Source organism: Thermococcus fumicolans (assembly GCF_055386755.1).
This window is the reverse complement of sequence record NZ_AP042424.1, coordinates 33,566-55,361: the sequence shown is the minus strand read 5'-3', so window position 1 is coordinate 55,361 and position 21,796 is coordinate 33,566. Positions and strand designations below refer to the sequence as shown.

Below are 21,796 nucleotides of genomic sequence, written 5' to 3'. Positions count from 1 at the left end.
TCTGCTGGTGGTGGGGTTGGTATCTTCCGATAAAATACGCCGAGCCCGTTACGCCGTTCTTTTTGTCGCCGTCTGGCTCTTCATCAGATTCGGCTTCGGAAGAATAACGACGACCTTTGATGAGGCGTACTACCTTTCGACAATAAAGATCGGAGGCGTCTACTCGGGCCTTGTGACGCCGTATCTGCTGAGACTTTCAAGCCTTTTCCTTGGAAATCCAGTTCATGCCCTTCTGGCGGTGTCCCTCATCTTATTCGTGGCATACCCCTTCCTTATTCTGGGATTCCACAGGAGAATGGGTTATTCAGGCTCAACCATAGCGTTCCTTCTCGCCCTCCTGCTGAGCAGTCACTACCTCTGGTCGTCCAACGAGGTTAGACCCCAGCAGATCGGCCTCTTGATCGGGATGTGGCTGCTTCTTGTTTATTCATCGGCCATCGAAGAGGAGAAGGGCTTCACTTCAAAGTGGAGGTACTTTCTCCTCACCTTTGGATGGGTTGGGTTGGCCTTCGCCCACGTTTTCTCCCTTGCAATAACTCTCTCACTGGTCTGGGTCATGATGGTGTGGGGGATCGTGAGGGGATCCGTTGGCCTTCGCGAGTCCATCTTTCTCCTGTTTCCATCGGTTGCTGGGTTCTCCCTCCCCCTTTTCCTTCCCCAGTACGATATGACGGTCTTTTCCGTGAAGTGGATGCTGAAGCACTCTAGCTTTCCCCTACTGAGGGAGATAGGATGGCACTTCACTGCTTTCTATTTGGCTGGTTTGATAGCTCTCATCCTATCGGTCCCTGTGGTGGCGTTGGTCGAGATAAAGGCCGGTTTCCTGAGGAGAACCTCCGACTTTGTTGCCCTCGAGCTTCGCAAAAGGACACGCCTCTACTTGCTCTTGGGAGTCTTTTTCATGCTGCTCGCCATGGTTGTCCAGATATCTTTGGGTCGGGCCACCTATGCCGACGTTTACAAGAACAGCTTCGACCTGCTGTTCCTGATGCAGTTAGGAAATATAACCTTCAACGTCCTCCTTCTCCTCGGCGTTGTGGGGGCCATCAAAGAACGCAGGATCACCGGGCCGGTTGTGCTCACCCTCTTCCTCGCGCTCCTCGGTGCTGTTGCCCTGGCGTTTTCGACGGTTATGCCAAAGGGATTTGGGAGCTTTGGCTTTACTAACTGGATGGTGAGGGTCTACCAGTACCTCGTTGTCTTTGGGGCTCCCCTGGTGGCTGAAGAGATTGAAACGCTCCTCCCATCGAGGGTCGTGGCTAGAAAGGCCCTCACCGTTTTTCTACTGGCCGGAATTGTTACTACGGTCCTCAACGTCTCCCGGACTCCCACCCTCTACAACTACCCTTACTACTGGACGGGCGAGGATCTCAGGCTCGTTCCTCAAGTTGGGCCCGGCTTCTTTTACCTGAGAGGTTCCTGTTCCGTACCTGACAACTCCCAGGCTCTGAACTTCTTGGGATGGGCGTACGGTGTCAACATCAAGCCAGCGCCTGAATCCTATGGCTCCCTCCAACCCGACCTATGCGTGGGAAGCCTCTGCCATTCCCCATATCCCTACGTTGAGGTCCCGATACTCTCCGTTAACTTTGATAACCTGACTGTGACCCCAGGTTCGGTGCCGAAGTCCTTTGCGGAATGGACGGCTGGTCTACTTAAGGATGGACTTGAAGGCCACGGTGGAGCTTTCCTTCTTCTGGGAAACTCCACCTTAAACCCGACCGTTGCCCACCTCGAGCAAGACTACCTGCTCCCCGTCAGCGTTAACTACTCGATAATCGAGGGACCCACCTTCAGGTACTACTACGCAATAAAGGAAGGCAGAAAGAAGGGTGATGTCAGCAGGTCATACTTCGTGATCCAGGCCGTTGAGATCAACGGCAGTAAGGCGCTGGTCATCAGTGCCCCCTCCTTGGACGGCGTTGCCGCTGGGGCGTGGTTCCTTTCAAACGTCATGCTCCCGAACCCTTCAGAGTGGGAGAACGTTTCTTGGGTGGTCGGTGAGTGGAAGGAAAAAGACGGCAGGGTCCTCCCGTTCCTCAGGGCCTTTGAAGGTGACACCAACGGGTTTAGCCTGGGCGATGAAATAAGGGTCGTCAACAAGGGAACGGTCGGAAAGCCCTGACCGCTCATCACAGGTCAGTCTTAAACTCTCGTCATCCCGAAAAAGTGAATGTGGGGGTCATTTGCTCCCTTTCTCCCTGAAGATCCAGCCGTGGGCCTTGTTGACGTGCCTCGCGTAGTCCTTGCTCTTTTTGAAGATCATCCCGCAGCGTGGGCAGCGATAGTAGAGCTCTCCGTCCCTGTCCACGAAAGTGAGAGCCTTGAGCCCTACCATCCTCCCACCTCCGTTCTCCTCATCTTCCATCGTTTTTTAAAATTTATGGGTTAGGCCCATACCCTGTTCCCCTTTATCTTTAGGTAGCCCAGGCTCTGGAGTTCCTTGAGGAAGCTTTCTATCGCGTCCTCGTCGAAGTACACGTAAACCTTCTCCTCCTTCCCCTCGACTGCTATTGGCTCCCCCTCGAGGAGAGCGTTTATCAGCTCGTCCTTTCTCCTGTACCTCTGGGCAAGGTCGAGGATCGTTTCGGCTAGTATGGACCTCGCTATTCCCGTGAACATTGCATCGACGTAGCTCTCCTCCGTTGCGTATTCCTCGGCGATTTCAAGTGCCTCCTCTATCAGCTCCCTGTCCACTTCGAGTACCTCCACGTAGTAGCTTTTCACGATCGATACCTCGCTGAGCATTTTGACGTTGAACCTCTCCTCGATGGCCTCCAGGTGTCCCTCCAGTTCATCCAGCGGGAACCTCATTTCGATCTCCAGATCTTCGAGGTTCGGTTTTTTTATGATCCTCAGCCTTCCGTTGATCTCCTCCACTGCCCCGGCTTCCCCGAGCGCCATGAGGAGGATGAGTCTCTCCCCGTCCAGTTCGCTCAGGAACTCCTCAGTGGAGACCTCTTGTCCAGGTTCCGTTGTTTTCATCAGTGAGTCATAGGCCTTTCTGAGGTTCTGGAGGCTCTCTTCAAGGGGCTCGATCCCTTCCGCGTTTTTGAATATCTCCCCGTACTTCCCTCGGATAACTAAGTAGTGGGCGATATCGTGGGTGACCTCCTCAACTTTCCTGTTCATGATCCCTGCCCTGCTGAGCTCCCTGGACAGGGCGTTCATATCGTCCTTTGAGAGCACCTCAAACCTCATTGGATCACCTGTTCTAAAGATTGGCAAACCGGTTAATAAAAAGAACGGTTCTCGAATTCTGATTCAGAGACACCGTAGCCCCGGTAGGGGCCCCTCTAGTTGTCGATACTCCGTTGAATCTTCTTGTTGGATAGCTACCCGATAGTTTCTCAACCTGCCTTATAACCTCCAACAAACGACGGCTCTCATTGGAAGATTTCCGAAAGGTATTTATTCACCGGTTATACACTTTCACTTGGTGGGCCCCGTGAATTTCATGCTCCTTGTCATCGGCCAAGTCCTGAGCATGGGTGCGAAGGTAATAGCTTTCGCCTACTTGTTAACCTCTTACCTCAAAAGCCGAAGAAAATCCGCGGCCCTTTTCTCCCTTGCTTTCCTCTTCATGGCCCTCCAAGTCCTTGGGGATCTGTTTTCTAGTGAGAGGGTGGCGGTGATGATGGAGGCAGTTGCGGCCTCCCTGGTGTTCTACGCGGTTACAATGCTCCTGAGGGAGGAGGGGTTCTCCCTGAGTCTAGGTAGGAGCATCTTCATCTCCTCCACCCCGATCATACTGGCCCTCTACATGTTCGCTTCCAAGGCCCTCAACATCTCGACCGACTGGATGGCGACGATTGGGGTTACCTACGGTGTATCGGGTCTTTTTATGGCGTTTTCTGGGGTAATGTTGCTGGGGATAGTGGATCTCTACGGCAACGACGTCAAGTACGTTGGGGTGCTGCTGATCCTCTACGGCCTCCACGAGATGGACTACCCGTTCCTCCGACCCGTTGACTGGTTCGCCCCCATAGGTTTTGGGATCAGTGCGGCCTTGACCGTGCTCCTAGCGTGGTTCGTCGTGAGGCTGTCGATGATCGCGTGGTTCGCTGGCGTATCAGGGGCAGCTGAGACTCCCAAAAAGATCGACCTCACCCCCGGCATCAACCTTATAACGGCCGAAGAGTATCAGCGCATGCTACCTGAACTTAGAGAGCTTCCCCTACTCGCTTTTCTCAGGAACAACTCCGAAATACCCCCGCACTGGATCGCATACTTCGTTACTCAGGTTGAGGGCGACCGGAACATCTCACCCACGAACCTGCCGAGGATACTGGAGCTTGTAAACCGCTATCTGAACTCCTTCGATGGAAAGGGTGTAGTGGTGCTTGACTGCCTCGAGTACCTCAACGTCTACAACGGTTTTGAGGCGCTGGCCAAGTTCCTGGGCACGTTGAGGGATCTGGCGGTTCTACACAACGGCACGGTCTTGATAGTTTCCGATGGTAAGGCGTGGGGAGACAGGGAGTGGAGGCTGCTCCGCAGGGTGCTCGGTGCTTAATCTTTGGACACCTCGTTCCATACGCCGCCCAGTATTAGGAACGCTCCGAGGTACCCCACTGGGGTAAGGACTTCCCTGAACACAGCGAGCGATGCAACGTGCCCGAATATCGGTTCCAAGGAGTATATGAGGGCCGCCTTGTACGCCTTAACGCTCTTCTGGTATCTCATCTGCAGAGTAAACGCCAGGACGGTGGCAAAGACGCCCGTGTAAACGGCCCCGAGGAGCGGTACGGTCCCCACTGAAGGACTAAGACCCTCGAAGATTCCAGCGTACACCGCCGACAGCACGAAGTTCCAGAATATCTGCCAGAAGGTTAGGCTAAGGTAGTCCTTCTCCCCAAACTTCTCGACGAGGACTATCTGAAACGCAAAGCTGAGGGCACAGAGTGCCGTCAGCAAGTCTCCGTAGTTTACGTGGAGGCTCGCCCCGGATATCAGGTAGAGCCCCGCGAGTGCCAAGGCCAGGGAGACGAAGCTCCTCCAGTGGAGGGTTTCGCCCAGTATGAAGTAAGCTATGAAGGGCGTGAAGACGACGTAGAGGGAGGTTATGAAGCCCGAGTTCGAGGGGGTCGTGTATTCAAGGCCGATTATCTGAAGGCCGTGACCGAAGAAGAGGGTAAGGCCGAGGATGGAGCCCTCCCGTAACGTCTCCCGTTTGAGAACCCTCCTCCCAAAGAGTATGAGCATCAGGAGGGATGCTATCCCAAAGCGGTACGTGAGGAAGAGCATTGGGGTGACGCCCTCGAGGGCCAGCTTCATGACCGGAAAGGTCGACCCCCATATTGCCGTAATCCCCAGCAGTATCGCCTCTTCCCGCCTCATGGTTCTTCCCGTCGCGCTTTTTTTTTAAACCGCAGTTTCCAAACCTTTGGTTTTGGAGATTCTTTTAAGTCCTTCCCCGGATCTACCTTTGAGGTGGTTTGAATGCCGAGATATAAGGATTTGCCCGTAAAGGTCTCCGGCACGAGGCTCTCCCCGACGAAGATGAAGGTCGTGGGGGACGGCTTTGAGATCATCGTTGACAAGCTCGGTGGAGAAAACCCGAGCCCGCTTCACTACCAGCTCGCCGCTTTGGCTGGCTGTCTCAATATCGTGGCCACCCTGGTCGCCAAGGACATGGGGATCGAGATCGGGGAGTTGAGCGTTGAGGTGGAGGGCATCTTCAACCCGTCCAAGTTCATGGGGCTTGAGGACGGAAGGGCCGGCTTTAAGGAGGTTAAGGCCGTAGTCAAGGTCAAAACCGACGCGGACGAGGAGACCCTCGGGAAATGGCTTGAAAAAATCGAGGAGCGCTGTCCGATCAGCGACAACCTGGCCAACCCCACCCCCGTGAAAGTCGAGTTCCAGAGGGAGTGATCACTCCCCGGGCCCCTCGACGCAGGACATGTTCATGGCCAAGAGTGCTTCAACGTAGCCGCTCTCGAGGTTCTCCTTTATTTTCCCAGCTAGGGATCTGAATTCCTCAAGGGTAAGCGGCCTTTTGTCCCTCAGCCACTTTATCCTTCCATCGTTCTTGTCTAGGATCACTATCTCCCCCTCCGTTATCAGGGGAACGTAGTTCATCCTTATCCCGTACAGCTCCTCGGCAAATGCTATCTTGGCCCTGAGCAGTTCCAGGTAGTTGGCCAGATCCTCCCCCAGAATTCGCCTTAACTCCCTCTCCATCTTTTCACCGTTCCCATTTCGATGCCCATGTTTATTAGATTATCGGCCAAATTTGGGTAGTGATGGACTGGAGAAAGGGCAATAAACTCCGCGTCCTAGTTTGTAGGGGTGAAGTCCATGCAGATGAAGCGCTCCTATCATTTTCACGCCTATCAGCCCGGGGACATAATCTACATCCACGACGGCTCCGGCTGGGACCCGATAAAATACTCCGAGAGGCTCAGCCCAGTTTCCCTCAGGATACGCGAGGTGGAAGTCAAGGGGAGGAACTGGACCCGCGCGGTCATAAAGGCCTACGAGTACACCAACGACGTCCTCGGGAGTCTACCCGAGAAGAGCGTCAGCGTTGACTTTGAGCCCTTTACCCTCTACATGATACTCACCTACAAGCCCCGCATCTACGGCGAGATAGTTGAGCTTCTGGGTGAACACGTGGAGGCCGTCCCCACAACGCCGTTCCATCCCATAATGCCCCACCTCGGGCGTTTCGACCAGGAGGTTCTCGCGAGGGTTTCTTTTGACTTTTACGAACCTTTCATCCATGGAAAGGATACAGTAGGCTACTGGCTCCCCGAGGGCGTGATAACCAGGGAAACCGCTGGCATAGTCGCAAACGCCACCCCTGCCGACGTAGTTTTCCTCCTGGACGAGAGGCAGTTCGTCGGCCTCAACCTTCCCCAGGCGAAGTTCTCCTGCAACACCTACAGGTGCGATGGAAAGCTCGCCTACGTCTTTGGAAGGGATCACCAGCTCAGCGATGCCTTTGCCTTCAACACCCTGGACGTTGACGGACTTGTGAAGGCCGTCGCCGAGGGCAGGGTCGACGTCTTCAAGGAGAAGGCCGGAGTTCCGTATCTGGTCCATCTCGCCAGCGACCTTGAGGCACTGCTAGCTAACCCGAGGCAGCTTGACAGGTTCCTCGGATGGATGAGGGGCCTCGACGAGAAGGGCGTCGAAGGCGTCAGTGCTGTGGAGTTCGTGAGGAGGAAGAAGAGTGGTGAGTACAAGTGTCTGGACGGAGAGTGCAGCGAGTACTTCAGGATAAACGTCAAGGACTACTCGAGCTGGAGCGACTACTACGACCTGAGCGCGGACGGAAGGACTGGGGACATGAGATGGCTGGGCATGAGGCGGGAGGACGGAAGGATAATAAACCGCCTATACAGGGGGAAGAAGGTTTCCCAGCTGTGGAAGTACGCCTTTACGAAGCTGTTCCGGGAGCTCAACAGGGCCGTCCGCTTTGGGGTCATCGACCTGATCCGCAGATACCAACCGGACGCCAGCAGGGTGTCCATTCAGGAGTTCCTGGTCCTCTACGCAAGGGCCTTCTTCAGGGAGCACTACGAGTACTTCGACATGGAGACGGGGGTGGATTACATCATGGAGCCCATAAGCGAAGTCGATCCAACTCTCGCGATGAAGCTCGGGAGGGTGTACTACATGATGCTCCTGGCCAACCACTCCTGCCCGCGCTTCTGGGAGAACATAGACACCCGGGTCACCTTCGGAAACGTGGCCGCGATAAGCAAAGCCCTCATTGAGCTCATGGAGGTCTATATGAAGGAGGATCTTGGTGAGAGGGCCAACTTCCTCCTCCTCGAGTACATGAAGCTCCTTGCGTTTCCGCAGCTCTACTACGACTACGACCTCTACAAGCTCCCGGGCCTCGAGGGGTGGGAGACGACCGAGGAGGCATGGTTCGAGTCCCTGAAGAGCGAGGTCCCCAACAACCCCTACAACGTCGTCACAAGAGCCGCCCTCTACACCGGTAGAGAGGCCCTCCCGGACGAAGTTAGGGAGGCGCTCGGAATGCTCTACGACTTTGAGGGGGCCGTTGCCGACGCGGGCCACATACCCGGCGAGCTTCACGGGGACTGGGAGAGAAAGGAGTGGTGCGAGCACAGGGCCTAGCCCTTCAACCCCTCCTTCTTCCTGCTCAGGAAGAGAGAGGCCTCCCTCCGCATTTCCCGGGGGACGTAGTCCAGCAGCAGATCGGCCCCTCTTATGTATTCTCTCACGTTCTTTCCAAGCGAGAGCTGGTTCTTCTGAAGCAGTTCGACCACGACATCGAGGACGTTCTCCCTTACCCTCTTCTCGGCGTAGAGCCTCTTGCCCCTGAGCCATACGCGCTCGTTCTTCCTGTAGAAGTCCCGGCCCCTCTCGGTGAAGAACTCCGGCCCGGGCTTTACGGTTACCCTCTCGCGTTCAACCCTGTCGATCTCGAGCATTATGAACGCCTTTTCCCCGGAGTACCCAACGTCCCAGCCGAGAACTCCAAAGCCCTCCCTATTCAGCGCTTTTTCAAAGCCCCTTGCACTTTTTTCAAGCTGGGGCAGGAGGAGGTCGTCTATCATACCGGGCCTGTCGAAGAGGATCGTTAGCAGGTGGGTCCCCTTCCTCCTCAGCTCCCCCCGGTAGTCTTCTGCCTCTTCTCTCTCTGGGAAGAAGAACTCAATTGAGGGCCCCTCGATGAACTCCGTGCCCTTGAAGTAGAAAACCCCGTACTTCTCCCAGCTCAGGTTTGCAGCAACGTTCCTTCTGGGATCGACGGGGTCTATGACTATGAGGGGCTTATCCCCCTCGATTTCCCTCCTCACGGTCTTCATGGTGATCTCCGGCTCCCTTTTGAGCCAGTTTCCGGGGTCGATTATCTTCTGCCTCAGCATGAAGTCGGCGTTACCCAGGACGTCGAGGAACGAGCCGTACTTGATGATCAGGATTTCGGCGAGATAACCCGAGAAGCCGCGCACGTAGATCTCGCTTCCGTAAGCGTTGATCCCCTTGAGGAAGCGCTTGAGGAGCCTAACTTCATCGTTTCTGCCTTTGAGGTTCTCGATGACCCACTGGGTGTGGAGTATCGAGCGGTCAACGGCCGTCCTCACGTCTCTCCAGTCACTCACGTCGTAGCAGGGCACGAGGTCAACCTTCACGCCCTTATAGGCTGCCCTAACGTAGGGGTGTTCAGCGTATGCGAGCTCGTAGGAGTCGAGCTTCTCGGCTATTGTCTTTCCGAGCTCCAGCCCCCTTTCCCGGAGCTCCTCAAGCGGGGTCTCAAGGGAGAAGGCAAGGAAGAGGTCGATGTCATGGTCTCCGGCCAAATAGGTGTCCTTCGCGAGGGAACCCACGAAGTATGGCTTAACGTCGAGGCCGAGCTCCCCTATAGTCTCTACTGCCAGCTTTTCAAGCTCCTTCATCAGGCTCTCGATGAAGGCCCTCTCCTCCTCGCTCGGTTTTATCCGTGAAAGGACATCTTCGATGATAGTATTAGCGTTCATGTTCTGCACCTATTGATAGTTAGCTATCAAAATATTTATATATCTTTTGTTATTAGAATGTCAATGATGCGAAATGGAAGACTTGATGGTGGTTCAAAACCCCTGGTGGGCCGATCCGGATGCAATATACGAGGACGAGCGGGTCAAAAAAGCCCTGGCAAAGGAACCGCGGATCGACTATCACTTTGAACCAGTAAACAAGATTTTAATCGGCCCTAGGCAGGTGGGAAAAACTACTTATATGAAGCTCTCTGTGGCAAAACTCATCGAGTCGGGAATAAATCCAAGGAACGTCCTCTACTTCTCCTGTGACCTTCTGAGGAACTATCGCGGGATAGTGTCCGTCGTTAAGTCTTTTCTCAGGGGCGTGAGGGGAAAAGCTTACGTTTTTCTCGATGAGGTCACCTTTGTTGAGAACTGGGAGAGGGCGATTAAGTTCCTCCTTGATTCCCCCCTCTCATCGAGAATGGTGCTTCAGGTTACAGGCTCGACCTCGGCTGGACTTAAGAGGGAGAGCTTTCCCGGGAGGAACGTAAAAGTTGAGGAATTCCTTCCGCTGGACTTCGGGGCGGTTTCTCTTATCTTTGAGCCGAAACTGAAGAACGTTCGGCTTCCTTATACTCTCCCGAAGACGGGTAGAGAGTTCTACGAGAACGCCCTTGAACTTTATCCTTACATGGAGGTACTGGCGGGCGCACTCGATTTTTATCTACTGGCTGGAGGGTATCCGAGAGCTATCTACGAACTGCTTGGGGGAGGGATAAAACCGGAAACCTACGAGATGGTCTACAACGCCACAGTTCTCGACGTGACCAAACTCGGAAGGAGCGAGAGGATAGCCCTCTCGATAATACTCGGCCTTCTGCGCCGCTACGGCGACCGGATGAGCCTCAACTCCCTCGCCAAAGAACTGGAGATAGGCTCCCATGTCACGGTGAGGGACTACCTTGAGCTCTTTGAAGAGCTTTTTATCGGACGGAACTACTTCCAGGTCAAGCTCCACGACTTCACTCCCCTATTCAGAAAGGAGCGCAAGTTCTACTTCACAGACCCCCTCCTGGTTCAAACTTTCAAAAGGCTCTTTGGGAAAGGTCCAGAGACCGACAGGGTAATCGAGGGTATCGTCGGCGAACACCTAAAGCGTCTCTATCCAACGTACTTTTTCAGCGGTTCCCGGGGGGTGGATTTTGTAACACCCCACTTTGGAGTGGAGGTGAAGTGGAGGAGAAGGGTTAGACCCCAGGACTTTCCCAGGGTTGGGATAAAGAACAAGGTGCTCCTCTCAAAGGACAAACTCGAATTCTTCGAGGAAAGCAACCTCGCGGTAATTCCAGCTCCCCTCTTTCTCTTCCAGCTTCACTCCGCTAGCTCGAACCTGGCGATAGTCTCGTAAATTGGCCCCTTAGGAGTAAGCGTGCTCTTCTTCAGCTCTATCGCGTTAACCTCGAACTCCCCGAAGTCCTCGTTGGCGAGGTCCTTCAGAGCCATCGCCAGCTCAAGCTTGTCGCGGACGAACTTGACGCGGCCAATGGTGATGTGCGCCACGAAGTCCTTGTCCTTCTTGAAGCCGAGGCGGCGCATCTCCTTCTCCACATCGGCCGCTATCGCCTTTATGCCCTCGTCGTTCTCTATGCCGGCCCAGATTACTCTCACGTAGTTCGGGTTCGGGAAGACTCCTATGCCCTTAACGCGGACACGGTGCTTTTTGTGCTTCTTCGCTATCTCTTCTAAGGCTTTCTTGACCTCCTCGGCCAGGGCTTCGTCTATCTCGCCGAGGAACTTTAGGGTGACGTGGAAGTTCTCCCTCTCGACGAACTTTATCTTTGCCGCTTTGTTCCCTATCCTTTCCTGCGCCCTCAGGAGGTTGTCGCGAACCTCGTCGCTGACCTCTATAGCTATGAACGCCCTCATAGCACCACCGAGAAAAGTTGGGAAAAGGGGTTAAAGGGATTACTCCCTCACGACGACCGGGAACTCCTCCCAGGGGAAGACTATCCACTTGTCGGTGCGGAAGACGTAGAAGTCGGGAACGACCTTCGTCCAGGGCTTCATGCTGAGGCAGGCAACCTTGACCTCGCTCGCCCCGGCCTTCTTGACCTCCTCTATGACGACCTCGAGGGTCTTCCCCGTGTCGCTGACGTCGTCCACTATGACAACCTTCTTGCCCTCCAGCGAGCCGTGGAGAGGAATCGTTATCATGGGCTTCTCCATCCTCTCGTCTATTCCCTTGTAGAACTTGACGTCGATGACCTTGACTTCGACGTCGCCGAGGATGTGGCTTAGCCTGACCGCAGGGATAAGCCCGCCCCTCGCAACCCCCACTATGACGTCTGGCGTGAAGTTCTTTCTCAGCTCGTCCGCCAAAGCAAAAATCGCCCTGTCAACCTGCCACCAGGTGAGATAAACCTTGTCCATGTCAACACCTCCGAATACCCAAAGTTAGCACCGGCCCACTTAAGGCTTTCCTCTGAGTGGCAAAAGTTAAAACGTGGCCCTTAAAAAGGATGCTTTGACAGGAAAATGTCAATCAAGTGAAAATGTCCAGAAAGGGGAGAAAAGAGCCGGGGGCTCAGCTTATGACGCACTTGCTCCATCCACAGCGCGGGCAGGTGGCGCAGCCGCTCTCCATCCTGAGCTCGACGAGCTCGCCGTCCTTCTCGTAGCAGACCGGGCAGTAGGCAACCCCGAGGAGTTCCTGTATCTTTTCCTCGGGGATTTCAGGCTTCTCTGCATGGTGCGGGTGCTCGTGGAGCGGCTTTGGAGCCGAAACGTGGGAGACTGAGAAGGTCAGGCCCTGCGGCTGGGACTCCTTCTTTCCGTTGGTACCGTTGAGTATCGCCTCAACGTTGATGAAGCGCGCCAGCCACGGCTCCGCCTCGACGATGGCCTTGAGCCTCTCGACGGCATACTTGCTCGGCTTCGCCTTGACGCGCTGCTTCTTCTCTCCCTCGACGCTGTAGACCTGAACGCTGAGAGAGCCGTCGCGGTAGACCGTTACGCCCTTGCAGCCGAGCTTGTAGGCGAGGAGATAGGCAGCTTTAACGTCCTCAACGGTGGCGTCGTTCGGCATGTTTATCGTCTTGCTCGCGCTGTCGGTGAGCCAGAGCTGGATATTGGCCTGGGCTAGGATGTGGTCGAGCCAGTGGATGTCCATCGAGGTGACGAAAATCCTTTGAAGCTCCTCCGGAACCTCTTCGAGACCCTGTATTGAGCCGTAGTTGTCGCTTATCTTCCTGAGGAGCTCGTCGCTGTAAAGCCCGCGCCTCTTCAGTTCGGCCTCGAAGACGGGGTCGACGTAGTAGAACTCTCCCACCGTCACGCTCTTCTTGTAGACGAGCGCGAATATCGGCTCGATTCCGCTAGAGGTGTCGGCTATCATTGAAACCGAGCCGGTCGGTGGGCAGGTCGTTACCATTCCGTTTCTAACTCCAAATTTCTTGATGTCCTCGGCCAGCTCGTCCCAGGGCAGGTTCCATATCTCCCTGTGGTAGAATCCCTCGACGGGAAGCTCGCCGTCCTTGTACTTGGTCTTCTCGTAGAGCGGGAACGGACCGCGCTTTTTGGCGGCCTCGATTGAGTACTTGTAGGCGTAGAAGGTGAGGTACTCGGTCGCCTTCCTCATGAAGGCGAAGCCTTCCTCGCTGTTGTATGGAATCCCGAGCTTGAAGAGCGCATCGGCGAGGCCCATCATTCCAACGCCTATCCTCCTGGTGAGCTTCGTGTTGCGATCTATCTCTGGCAGGGGGAACTTGTTGACATCTATTGCGTTGTCGAGGTACTTCGCCACCTTCTGGATAACATATGCATACTCGTCCCAGTCAAAGTAGGGCCTGCCCTCGTCGTCGTACTTTACGAACTTTGCAAGGTTAATCGAGGCCAGATTGCAGGATTCGTACTCGTAGAGCGGCTCTTCACCACAGTTATGGCTCATGAAGCCGTTGCTTATGTAGGAGTGGTGCTCAGGCACCGTGAAGTCGTAGACGATTTCCTCTCCAAGGACTTCGACACTCTCAACCGTAACGACCGGTTCGTCAATTTTCGTCTTCTTGAGGCTGAGCTTCTCCATCTTGTAGCCTTCGAATCCTATCCTCTCCGCGAAGAGCCTCCTGCTGTAGTTCGCTATGACGAGCTCGTGGTAGCCCTCGGCCCTATAAGTCCTCTCCTCGCCGTTCTTCGTGGTGTAGTGGAACTCGCTCTCGTAGGGCCTCTCGTAGATCCTGGAGAGGATCCCGAAGAGCAGGAGCAGGTCCTGAACTTCCCTTAGGAGTTTCCTATCCTTTGAGGTGAGTCGTATAGCCATATCGTTGTCCACGTAGCCGTCGGCGCTGAAGAGACCCCTCAGGAAAGCCGCTATCTCCTTTGCCCTGAGCCTGTAGACTACCTCGGGGACTCTCTTTTCGTTTCTCTTTACGAGGCTCTCAAGCCACCTGTAAGCCCCCCCGCGGACGCCGAGCTTTATCTGGTTTTCATAGCGGTGGGGTTCTGCCTTGATTTCGAAATGCTTCGCGAGTATCTCCCTAATCTTCCAGGCGGTTTCTTCCTCCTTCTCGGCGTTGAAGTAGAACCAGGCCCTCCTGTCGTTCACGTTGAGGTAGCCGTCCCCAATGAACCAGCCGAGGACGAATGCTAAGTCCTCCCCTATGCTCTCGCTTCCGAATTCGTCCTCCACTTCAAAGCGCGGGAGAAGTATCTTATCGCCTTCCTTGAGTGCACCAACCTCTTTCCAGCCCTCTGGAGTCATGAGCCTATGGTCGAGCGTCGCGGTGATCTCGTAGCCCTCCTTCGTCCTCACTCTTGCGACCTTTTTCCTTCCGACCTTCCATACGTAGGCATGAACGGCGACCGGATCGGCAACGGCGAGGCTCTTTCCGTGGACGGTCTCGTACCTGGTCTCCTCCTCTCCGGGCAGGAGAACCTCGACCGAGTAGGCGTACGGTTCTCCACCCTCTACTATTCCCTCTACCGCCACTGCCTCCTTCTTACCCCTCTCCTTTGAGAGGCTGAAGAGTTCCTCCGCCTTCAAATAACCTTCCGGCGTCAGGATCCTCGTATCGCCAACGACGCACGGATTGGTTGCCCTTATCTTCTCGCCCTTTGCGGGCTCCAGAACGTTTCTCCTGTTTATCACATCAAAGAACACTACACCCGGGTCGGCCTTGGCCCAGGCCATGAAGGCCAACTCCTCGAAGAGGCTCTTGGGGTCTATCTCCTTCGCCTTCTCCCCCGTCCTCGGGTTTATCAGCGGGTAGCGCTTGCCCTCCTTCAGGGCCTCCCAGAAGTCTTCCCAGAGGCCGACGCTTATGTTGAAGTTGCTGAGCACGTTGGTCCCGACGTTCTTCTCCTTCGCGTGGATGAACTTCTCTACGTCGGGATGCCAGACCTCGAGGATTCCCATGTTGGCTCCGCGCCTTACGCCGCCCTGCTTTATAACGTCGCTGACTGCATCTATGAGGTGCATGAACGAGACGGGTCCGCTCGCCGCGCCGGTGGTGGTTCCGACGAGGTCTCCTTCGGGGCGGAGCTTCGAGAAATTGATTCCAGTGCCTCCACCGGCCTTTTGTATCATGGCCACGTCGTGCGCCGCCTTCATGATGCTCTCCATGTCGTCCTCTATCGGCACGACGAAGCACGCCGAGAGCATTCCCAAAGGTCTTCCAGAGTTGATTAGCGCCGGCGTGTTGGGCATGAATATCTGGCTCGTCATGAGCCTGAAGTACTCCTCGATCTCGTCCTCGTATTTGTCAAAGGCCCCGTTCTCGAGCATCTTGATGACTTCGTCGATTGAAACCTTCATCTGGCCCTTTTCAGCGAGCTCGCGGTAGAGGTTGAGGAGCCTTTCAAAGTGGTACTTGTTGAGCTTGAACCTTCCAATCGAGAGCTTCCCGTCGTACTCGTCGAGCTTTGAGAGGTACTTCTCAACCGCCTTGGAATCCTGCTCGTGGTTCCCTTCCTTATCGAAAACCCTCTCGTCGTAGAGGATGTCCGGGATCACCGCGAGGATGGAAACGCGCTCGAAGAGCTCCCTCGGGCTCTCGATTATTTCCCCCTTCTCGTTCTTTATCAGGTAACGCGAGGCCAGAACGCGGAGGGCGTTGATGGAGAAGCGCTTGTCTATCTCGTCGAGCTTGTCCTTGTTGAGTATCTTCTTCTTTTCCTCCCTTATCTCGGCCTTCCTCTTGCGGTAGAGGATGTAGGCTTTGGCCACGTCGAAGAGGCCTGCACGCATGAGCTCGAGCTCGACGATGTCCTGAATGTTCTCGATGTTCGGCACCTGGCCATCGTAGAGCTCGTTCACCCTCCTGACGACGCGCCTCACGACCCTGCTGAGAAGCTTGTCGTCGTGAACTCCGACCTCCAGCATTGCCCTCTGTATGGCCCACCTTATACGCTCCTTATCGAACGGCACGATTCTACCGTCTCTTTTCATCACTTTTTCAACAGGCATATAAACACCCCTGTCATATTCGTACCGATGTTATTCGGCATTAGTAAAATGAACGGCAGGGTGAAGTTGACTACGATGGTAAATATACCTTACCCCCCGAGCCGTTGCCACCATGACAAGTTTACGACTCAAAACCTGGCGCCTGGGTGAACGGGTAGAAAAAGGGGATGTCGGATAATTTATCCAAATGTCAGAGCCCCTCGTAGACCAGCTTGAGCCTGTAGGCGTGCTTGAGCTCCTCTCCCGCCATCATTTTGAATATGTGGGCAAGGGGACCGTTTAGAATCGAGGCCAGCTTCATGTAAAGCTCGTACGCGTGCTTCTCCCTAATCAGCGCCTCCAGGATCAGCTCCTCAAGGCTCTTCGGCTCGGCCCTAGCATCGCCGAGCATCGGTTCGAGGGAGAGGGAGTCGAGGTAGTCTATGACCGCGGTCCCCTCTAATGTCTTGTCCGAGAGCATGTCCTCCAGCGTTTTCCTGTGTCTTAGCTCCTCCTCCGCTATCAGCTGGAAGACCTCGGCCAGCTCCGGCCTCTCGAAGGTCGCGAAGGTCTCCCCGAGCTTGTGGAGGTTGTAGAGCTCGTTCTCCTGCCAGATCAGCCTCTCCAGCAGCTCCCGAAGGTTCATCCTTCCTCCTCCAGCTTGACTTTGAGGTACTCGACGAGCTCCTTAACGCTCGGCAGTACGAGGTCGGGCTTTATCCCGCTTCTCTCAACGTCCTCCAGGCTGCTTACTCCCGTCAGGACCATTACCGCCTTCATTCCGAAGCGCTTCGCGAAGGCTATGTCCGTGTCCAGCCTGTCGCCTACCATCCAGATCTCATCGACCCCGTCGAGCTTCTCCCTGGCGACCTCGTAGGCCGGTTCGTGGGGCTTGCCTATTATCAGGGGCTCGACGTCCGTTGATGCCCTCAGGGCGGCGATTATCGCTCCCGCGCCGGGGTATAGGCCCTCCTCCGCTGGGTAAGTGGTGTCCGGGTTCGTGCCTATAAAGCGCGCCCCGTTCCTTATCGCCAGCGTCGCGTACTTGAGCTTCTCATAGGTTAAAGCCGGGTCGAGGCCGACGACGACGTATTTGACCTCCTTCCACCCGCCGTTTCTGGCCTCTTCAACGCCGACGACGCCCCAGCCGAGGCGTTCCATTTCCCTCAGCAGGCCCTCTCCGCCGATAACGAAGACCTTCCCGGGTTCGAAGTGCTTCTCCATGTAGATCCTCGTCGCGAGGCCAGAGGTGACGATTCGCTCCTCAGAAACGTCAATGCCCATCGAGTGGAGCTTCTCGCGGTACATTGAGGGATCCCTGGTGGAGTTGTTGGTGAGAAAGATGAAGTGGATTCCCCTCTCCTTCAGGAACTTTATCAGCTCCCTCGCGCCTTCCACCGGTTTGTCTCCGCGGTAGAGCACACCGTCCATGTCGAAGATGAGGCCTATCATACCGATCACCGCTTTGGATGACTGCCACCTGCCGGTTTTAAGACCCTACGGTTCAAAGTCCCTCCGGAATAACCCCCTGTCCAGCACCTTCTTGTTCTGGTAGTAGGCGTATCTTATCACTACTCCCTGAACCTCTGCGGGGATCGCAAACTCCTTTTTACCCCTAACGCTGTACCACTTCTTGAACACCCTGGTTCCGTTGTCAAGGAAACCTTCGATTAGGATTGAGGTTCCGGTTGCGTTCTCAAAGCGGAGTGTTATGTTTTCACCTTCCCTCACAACAGCCACGTTGGGGTGTTCGAGCCGGAATATCTTCACCATCCCCCCGTCGGAGTAGACCAGTTTGTAAGGAGGTTTTGGGTCGATCCACAGCCTCATCATGGTTGTGTTCAGCGTTTCCTCGTTCATGAGGACCGCGTAGCCGTAGTTTAGGTTTATGTAGACGTAGGCGTTTGAGATTGGATTCGGCACCTCTGGTTTTATGGTCTCGTTCCCGTATTCGATGTAGATCCCCCTTGGCGGGAATGCCTGCCCCTGGTAATAAATTGTCGTGTCCCAGTTTCCCCCTTTCTTCGTGACGACCCGGTAACTTAAACCTCCGTAGCTGCCCTGGAAGACCAGATCCTTTCCGGAGGAGACGAGGGGTAGGACGACCATTCCGTAGTTCCCCTTTACGTTTGCAGTTTCGACTACCGAGCCGAACTCCATGAGGTCGTAGTAAGAGACTACAACGTAATCGACGCCCAGCCTCTCCGCCCAGTTTGCGTCAAGCTTCCCCAAGTAGTATCTGGCTACCGCACCGTTTGGCCCACCCTGCGCCACCGGTGCGCGCCTAGAGAAGTACGTTACCCAGTGCCCGCGGTCCCACCACGCCATTATCACGTCGTTTTCGTTTGAGCTGTTGCCCAGCCACCTCAATGCCTTCTCCCAGTGGTCGTTGACCATGGGCCTCTGATCCCACGTGTTCTTGGCCCCAACGTACGCGTTTATTCCCGGCACGATGAGAAAGAGAAGGAGCACAACCGCGGCGTTCTTCTTGAGGCCCCACTTCGGAAGCACCCTGTAAAGCTCCACGAGCCCTACGCCCCCCATCAGCGCCACCGCCATTGAACCCAGGAACAAGAACCTAGTCCACGTTTTCAGCATGTACAGGCTTGGCAGTATTAAACCTAGGAACATGAAGTCGTGGGGTCTGGCCTTCCTGGGGAGGAATCTGATGAAGAAGGGGGGGCTCAGCAGCACGGCGAGGCCGTAGGATCTCCAGAGATCATGGAACCCGGAGGGAAGTGTCTCGACTATCAGGGGGTTGCTCCTGACGACTCCGAAGCCTGAGGAGAGGTCTTTGACTGCGGGGAACCTCAGGAACAGGATCAGGGCCGAAGCCGCCAGGAAGACCGAGATTGCGATGGCCCTCAGCTTCATGTCTTTTATTGCGTAAGAAAGCGCGATGAGGGCTATTATTCCGACGACCGCGAGCGGGAGCAGGTATTTGATGTGGACTATCAGGTAGGCGTCTTTCAGGCTTCCAAACCCCAGGGAAAGCTTTTTCGCGAGGTTTATGCCTACTCCACCTTTGTACCCGAACATCCCGTACCCAAAATCCTTACCGAGGTAGTTCGCCAGCAGGGCCCCGATTCCCGAAGAAAGGACGATCGCCAATCCATCGATAATGTACTTATCCTTGCCCAACAGGAACGCGCCCACTGACAGCAGCACCCCGTTGGCCAGCAGGAACACAAGGACCGGGTAGTACGCTTTCCAAAATATGCTGGCGAGCCCACCGGCAAGCACGGGTATTAGGTACAGTGCAAAACTGGCTTTGCCTATCCTCGACCTCAAACGGATTGCGTAGGCTATTCCAAGTATAGCTAAGCCGTACCAGAAGAGGGCGTAGTTGTCCCCCCTGTAGTAGTTCGCCATCGACCTGAAGGCGTGTCCGAAGCTTGTGGCCAGAAACAGCGAGGCCATTAGTGCCTCTTCCCTTCCGTAGAGCTTAAGCACGGTCACGTAAAAGAACGCTATCGTGGCGATCCCGAAGATTATGGGAGTTACTCGGAAGGAGTCGTATAACGAGACTCCGAAGATGCCGAGCACCCTATGGACGTAGACGGGCATTTTGTAGAATCCCAAAGGTTGTACCCCCCGGATATGCATCCCCCCCGGTCCCCATGCAATTGTGAAGAAATCGAACCATTTGCCGGCTTTCAGGGCCTCCTCTATGTACGCAAGGTGAAAGTACGGATCCACGCCCAGGAGGTACCTGAACCTGGCGGGAAGGAGTCGTATGAGGGTTGCCATTGTGAGTACTATCGGGAGCGCCACCTTGGGGTCAAAGAGGTCGATTTTTTTCTTCATCCATATAACCCCCGGTTTCGTTTATTCAGAACTATTTCGTTTTTTGTTTCCGGTTCTATTAAACTTTCCCGACTTCCCGAACCTCAACGTTCAGCTTGAGGCTTTGAATTGTTCCGTTAATGGCTTCGAGTATCAGGTTCTTCGCCTCTGTTTCGGCGTAGTTCCCGTCTGGAGGGGCCTGCGGGAGTTCGGGCGGTTCGTCCTTGAAGAGGAGGAACCAGACCTGCCACCTTCCCGGTTTGTCTATGCTGAAGGTGTAGTTCCTCTCGAACTGCGGCGTCCAGTTGCCCTCGATGTTGACCGGCACGTGGGACAGCGTTACGTTGAACCAGCCGGGCATGGGGTACATGTCGTAGACGATGGTGGTGTTCGTCCTGTTGTCCCAGGTCAGGTTGACGAGCCATATCTGAACGTAGTAGGTTACGTTCCTCCCCTCGTGGTTTACTATGCCGATTATGACGGTACCGTTCTCGCCGGCAAAGAGCTCCGTCGGGTAGTCGGCGGCCTTTCCGTTAGGCCCGAGGATGTAGAACTCGGTGAACCTCTCCCCCTGCTTGGGATGGGTCACCACGTAGCCGAGTGTCGCCACAGAGGCTATTATCGCCACTATGAGCACAACCGTGAGGGCTTTGTCAAGCTTACTCGCGTTCTCCCACTCGAGCTCCCTCTTTATGTCTTCGAGAGTTGTCCACGGGATCCACGGCTCTATCGCGTTTCTTCTCCTGTAGATGGAGATGAGAGCGAAGAGCACGTTGAACGCAGTCAGGCTGACGAGTATTGGCGTTAGCCTTATGCCCCAGGGGGTGTAGTTCAGGGCGAGGCCTATGAGGGGGACGATAGCTATGCTCAGACCGAAGCTCAAAGCCAGCCTCTCAAGGTTGTCGAGATCCTTTCGCTCGGGGAAGAGGGCGGCTATGAAGACGTATCCCGGGAAGAAGAGGACGAAGGCCAGGCCAAGGGCCTTCCTCAGTAGACTATCGGGGAAGAACGCTATGAGAAGGTCGAGGAGTAGCGAGAGGGCTATTATGACGACCAGATCCCAGTACCTCCACGGCCCCACCGGCCCCTTTTCTTTCCCCACACGACTCACCTCGCGAGCACATCGTAGACCTTCTTAAGCACGATGATGGTGAACACGACTAGCAGGAGCTCTATGAGCGGCCTCAGGTTCTCCTTCTGCTTTCTGCTCATGAACAGGCCCCCTACCTCCACCGTTATCAGGAGGCCTATCAGGATCAGGGTCAGAAAAACGTCCAAACTATCGACTGCGAGGGCAGATCCCGTCATCCACACCGTCAGAAAGAGGAGGATGTAGTCCTCTACATCCATCTCTCCACTCCCCCGAGCTTCCTGGCCCGTATCTCGATGCCGTAGTCCTTCCTCTCGAACGTCTCCGCCTGAATAAGCTCGCCCGTTGCCCTAGCCAGCGAGAGGAGTACCGACGAGCATATCGGGCAGGGAATCCTCTCGCAGTTCTCTGGAACGCACTTCAACTCCGGATCTATAACCACCCTGAACGACTCCTCTTCCTCCTCTATGTACACCCTCCTTGCCAGCCCCATTGCCCTGAGAACCGAGCCGGCCACACTCTCAACTGTCTGACTCCCAGTGCCTTCCAGAGGGGTCTCGAAGTGCTCCTCGTACTTCTCAACCAGCTCCCAACCGAATGGACCGAGGAAGAGCCCCATCTGCCTCTCGCTCGGGACGTCCGTTAGGAAGACCGTTTTCTCGTCCAGCCTCGCCAGATCGAGGTCGAAGTCCTCGTGGAGGGGCACGAAAACGCCCCCCTGGGGAAGGTTCCCGTAGGGGGGTATGTAGATGGCCTTCCCCTCAAGGTAGAGGTTGTCTGAAAACGCCGAGAGCACGCTCCGGTAGGAGTCCCAGATCCCCTTTAGCGCTTCTCTCTTCACGTACATCGAGGACTTGAATGTGAAGACCACTATTCCAAGGAAGATCGCGGCTATTCCGAGGTTCACCCACTGGTGTATGCCCCTAAGAAAGCCGTAGGACGAGAGGAAAACCCCTATTCCAACCAGTATTCCACCCGCTACGTTCTTACCCTCCATCTTTATCGGTCTAATTCCGGCCACTAACCTTATAAAAGGTT

19 protein-coding genes are annotated in these 21,796 nt (G+C 55.2%); 5 read left to right on the top strand and 14 right to left on the bottom strand.

Features of this window, described 5'->3' with window-relative positions; all coding sequences use genetic code 11:
• The first annotated feature begins 10 nt into the window (after positions 1-10).
• Positions 11-2,125 (top strand): hypothetical protein, encoded by a 2,115-nt coding sequence (locus ACZ5AM_RS00290; protein ID WP_464915024.1) that lies wholly within the window; start codon positions 11-13, stop codon positions 2,123-2,125.
• Positions 2,126-2,182: 57 nt separating this feature from the next.
• On the opposite strand, the gene ACZ5AM_RS00285 is transcribed toward ACZ5AM_RS00290, so the two are convergent.
• Together ACZ5AM_RS00285 and ACZ5AM_RS00280 are read right to left on the bottom strand one after the other, a co-directional pair.
• On the bottom strand, positions 2,183-2,338 hold the full coding sequence (locus ACZ5AM_RS00285; RefSeq protein ID WP_464916175.1) for a DUF7128 family protein: 156 nt from the start codon (positions 2,336-2,338) through the stop codon (positions 2,183-2,185).
• A gap of 50 nt (positions 2,339-2,388) precedes the next feature.
• The gene (locus tag ACZ5AM_RS00280) at positions 2,389-3,201 is read right to left on the bottom strand and encodes a hypothetical protein (protein ID WP_464915023.1); all 813 of its coding nucleotides are present in this window, start codon (positions 3,199-3,201) and stop codon (positions 2,389-2,391) included.
• 238 nt (positions 3,202-3,439) lie between these two features.
• On the opposite strand from ACZ5AM_RS00280, the gene ACZ5AM_RS00275 reads away from it, so the two are divergent.
• Entirely contained in the window at positions 3,440-4,516 is a 1,077-nt protein-coding gene (locus tag ACZ5AM_RS00275) for a DUF835 domain-containing protein (RefSeq protein WP_464915022.1), read from the top strand.
• On the opposite strand, the gene ACZ5AM_RS00270 is transcribed toward ACZ5AM_RS00275, so the two are convergent.
• Positions 4,513-5,340 (bottom strand): DMT family transporter, encoded by an 828-nt coding sequence (locus ACZ5AM_RS00270; protein WP_464915021.1) that lies wholly within the window; start codon positions 5,338-5,340, stop codon positions 4,513-4,515. The two genes, ACZ5AM_RS00275 and ACZ5AM_RS00270, sit on opposite strands and share 4 nt — an antisense overlap.
• 102 nt (positions 5,341-5,442) lie before the next feature.
• Here ACZ5AM_RS00270 and ACZ5AM_RS00265 point away from each other — a divergent pair, with 102 nt between their 5' ends.
• Positions 5,443-5,874: an OsmC family protein gene (locus tag ACZ5AM_RS00265; protein WP_464915020.1), complete on the top strand. Its 432-nt coding sequence runs from the start codon at positions 5,443-5,445 to the stop codon at positions 5,872-5,874.
• Here the strand turns inward: ACZ5AM_RS00265 and ACZ5AM_RS00260 are convergent, their stop codons facing one another.
• The gene (locus ACZ5AM_RS00260; RefSeq protein ID WP_464915019.1) at positions 5,875-6,183 is read right to left on the bottom strand and encodes a hypothetical protein; all 309 of its coding nucleotides are present in this window, start codon (positions 6,181-6,183) and stop codon (positions 5,875-5,877) included.
• Between the two features lie 117 nt (positions 6,184-6,300).
• Here ACZ5AM_RS00260 and ACZ5AM_RS00255 point away from each other — a divergent pair, with 117 nt between their 5' ends.
• Positions 6,301-8,094 (top strand): glycoside hydrolase, encoded by a 1,794-nt coding sequence (locus ACZ5AM_RS00255; protein WP_464915018.1) that lies wholly within the window; start codon positions 6,301-6,303, stop codon positions 8,092-8,094.
• Here ACZ5AM_RS00255 and cca read toward each other — a convergent pair.
• Positions 8,091-9,458: a CCA tRNA nucleotidyltransferase gene (gene cca / locus ACZ5AM_RS00250; RefSeq protein ID WP_464915017.1), complete on the bottom strand. Its 1,368-nt coding sequence runs from the start codon at positions 9,456-9,458 to the stop codon at positions 8,091-8,093. The genes ACZ5AM_RS00255 and cca overlap by 4 nt on opposite strands.
• Positions 9,459-9,531: 73 nt before the next feature.
• Here cca and ACZ5AM_RS00245 point away from each other — a divergent pair, with 73 nt between their 5' ends.
• Positions 9,532-10,851, top strand: coding sequence for an ATP-binding protein (locus ACZ5AM_RS00245; protein ID WP_464915016.1), 1,320 nt, complete (start codon positions 9,532-9,534; stop codon positions 10,849-10,851).
• On the opposite strand, the gene thpR is transcribed toward ACZ5AM_RS00245, so the two are convergent.
• The 9 genes from thpR to ACZ5AM_RS00200 form a co-directional block, all read right to left on the bottom strand.
• The gene (gene thpR / locus ACZ5AM_RS00240) at positions 10,815-11,369 is read right to left on the bottom strand and encodes an RNA 2',3'-cyclic phosphodiesterase (RefSeq protein WP_464915015.1); all 555 of its coding nucleotides are present in this window, start codon (positions 11,367-11,369) and stop codon (positions 10,815-10,817) included. The two genes, ACZ5AM_RS00245 and thpR, sit on opposite strands and share 37 nt — an antisense overlap.
• A gap of 39 nt (positions 11,370-11,408) precedes the next feature.
• Entirely contained in the window at positions 11,409-11,873 is a 465-nt protein-coding gene (locus ACZ5AM_RS00235) for a phosphoribosyltransferase (protein ID WP_464915014.1), read from the bottom strand.
• Between the two features lie 154 nt (positions 11,874-12,027).
• Positions 12,028-15,903 carry an adenosylcobalamin-dependent ribonucleoside-diphosphate reductase gene (locus ACZ5AM_RS00230; RefSeq protein WP_464915013.1) on the bottom strand — a complete coding sequence of 1,292 codons (3,876 nt, stop codon included), beginning with the start codon at positions 15,901-15,903 and terminating at the stop codon, positions 12,028-12,030.
• Between the two features lie 190 nt (positions 15,904-16,093).
• Positions 16,094-16,528: a ferritin family protein gene (locus ACZ5AM_RS00225; RefSeq protein WP_464915012.1), complete on the bottom strand. Its 435-nt coding sequence runs from the start codon at positions 16,526-16,528 to the stop codon at positions 16,094-16,096.
• Positions 16,525-17,334 (bottom strand): HAD-IIA family hydrolase, encoded by an 810-nt coding sequence (locus ACZ5AM_RS00220; RefSeq protein ID WP_464915011.1) that lies wholly within the window; start codon positions 17,332-17,334, stop codon positions 16,525-16,527. Before ACZ5AM_RS00220 ends, ACZ5AM_RS00225 begins: the two co-directional genes overlap by 4 nt.
• Positions 17,335-17,379: 45 nt before the next feature.
• Entirely contained in the window at positions 17,380-19,689 is a 2,310-nt protein-coding gene (locus ACZ5AM_RS00215; RefSeq protein WP_464915010.1) for an oligosaccharyl transferase, STT3 subunit, read from the bottom strand.
• 58 nt (positions 19,690-19,747) lie between these two features.
• Positions 19,748-20,770, bottom strand: a complete 1,023-nt coding sequence (locus ACZ5AM_RS00210) for a DUF1616 domain-containing protein (protein ID WP_464915009.1) — start codon at positions 20,768-20,770, stop codon at positions 19,748-19,750.
• Between the two features lie 5 nt (positions 20,771-20,775).
• Positions 20,776-21,018: a hypothetical protein gene (locus ACZ5AM_RS00205; RefSeq protein WP_464915008.1), complete on the bottom strand. Its 243-nt coding sequence runs from the start codon at positions 21,016-21,018 to the stop codon at positions 20,776-20,778.
• Complete coding sequence (locus ACZ5AM_RS00200; RefSeq protein ID WP_464915007.1) at positions 21,009-21,779, bottom strand: DUF7982 domain-containing protein; 771 nt, start codon at positions 21,777-21,779, stop codon at positions 21,009-21,011. The genes ACZ5AM_RS00205 and ACZ5AM_RS00200 overlap by 10 nt, the downstream gene beginning before the upstream one ends.
• Between the last annotated feature and the right edge of the window lie 17 nt (positions 21,780-21,796).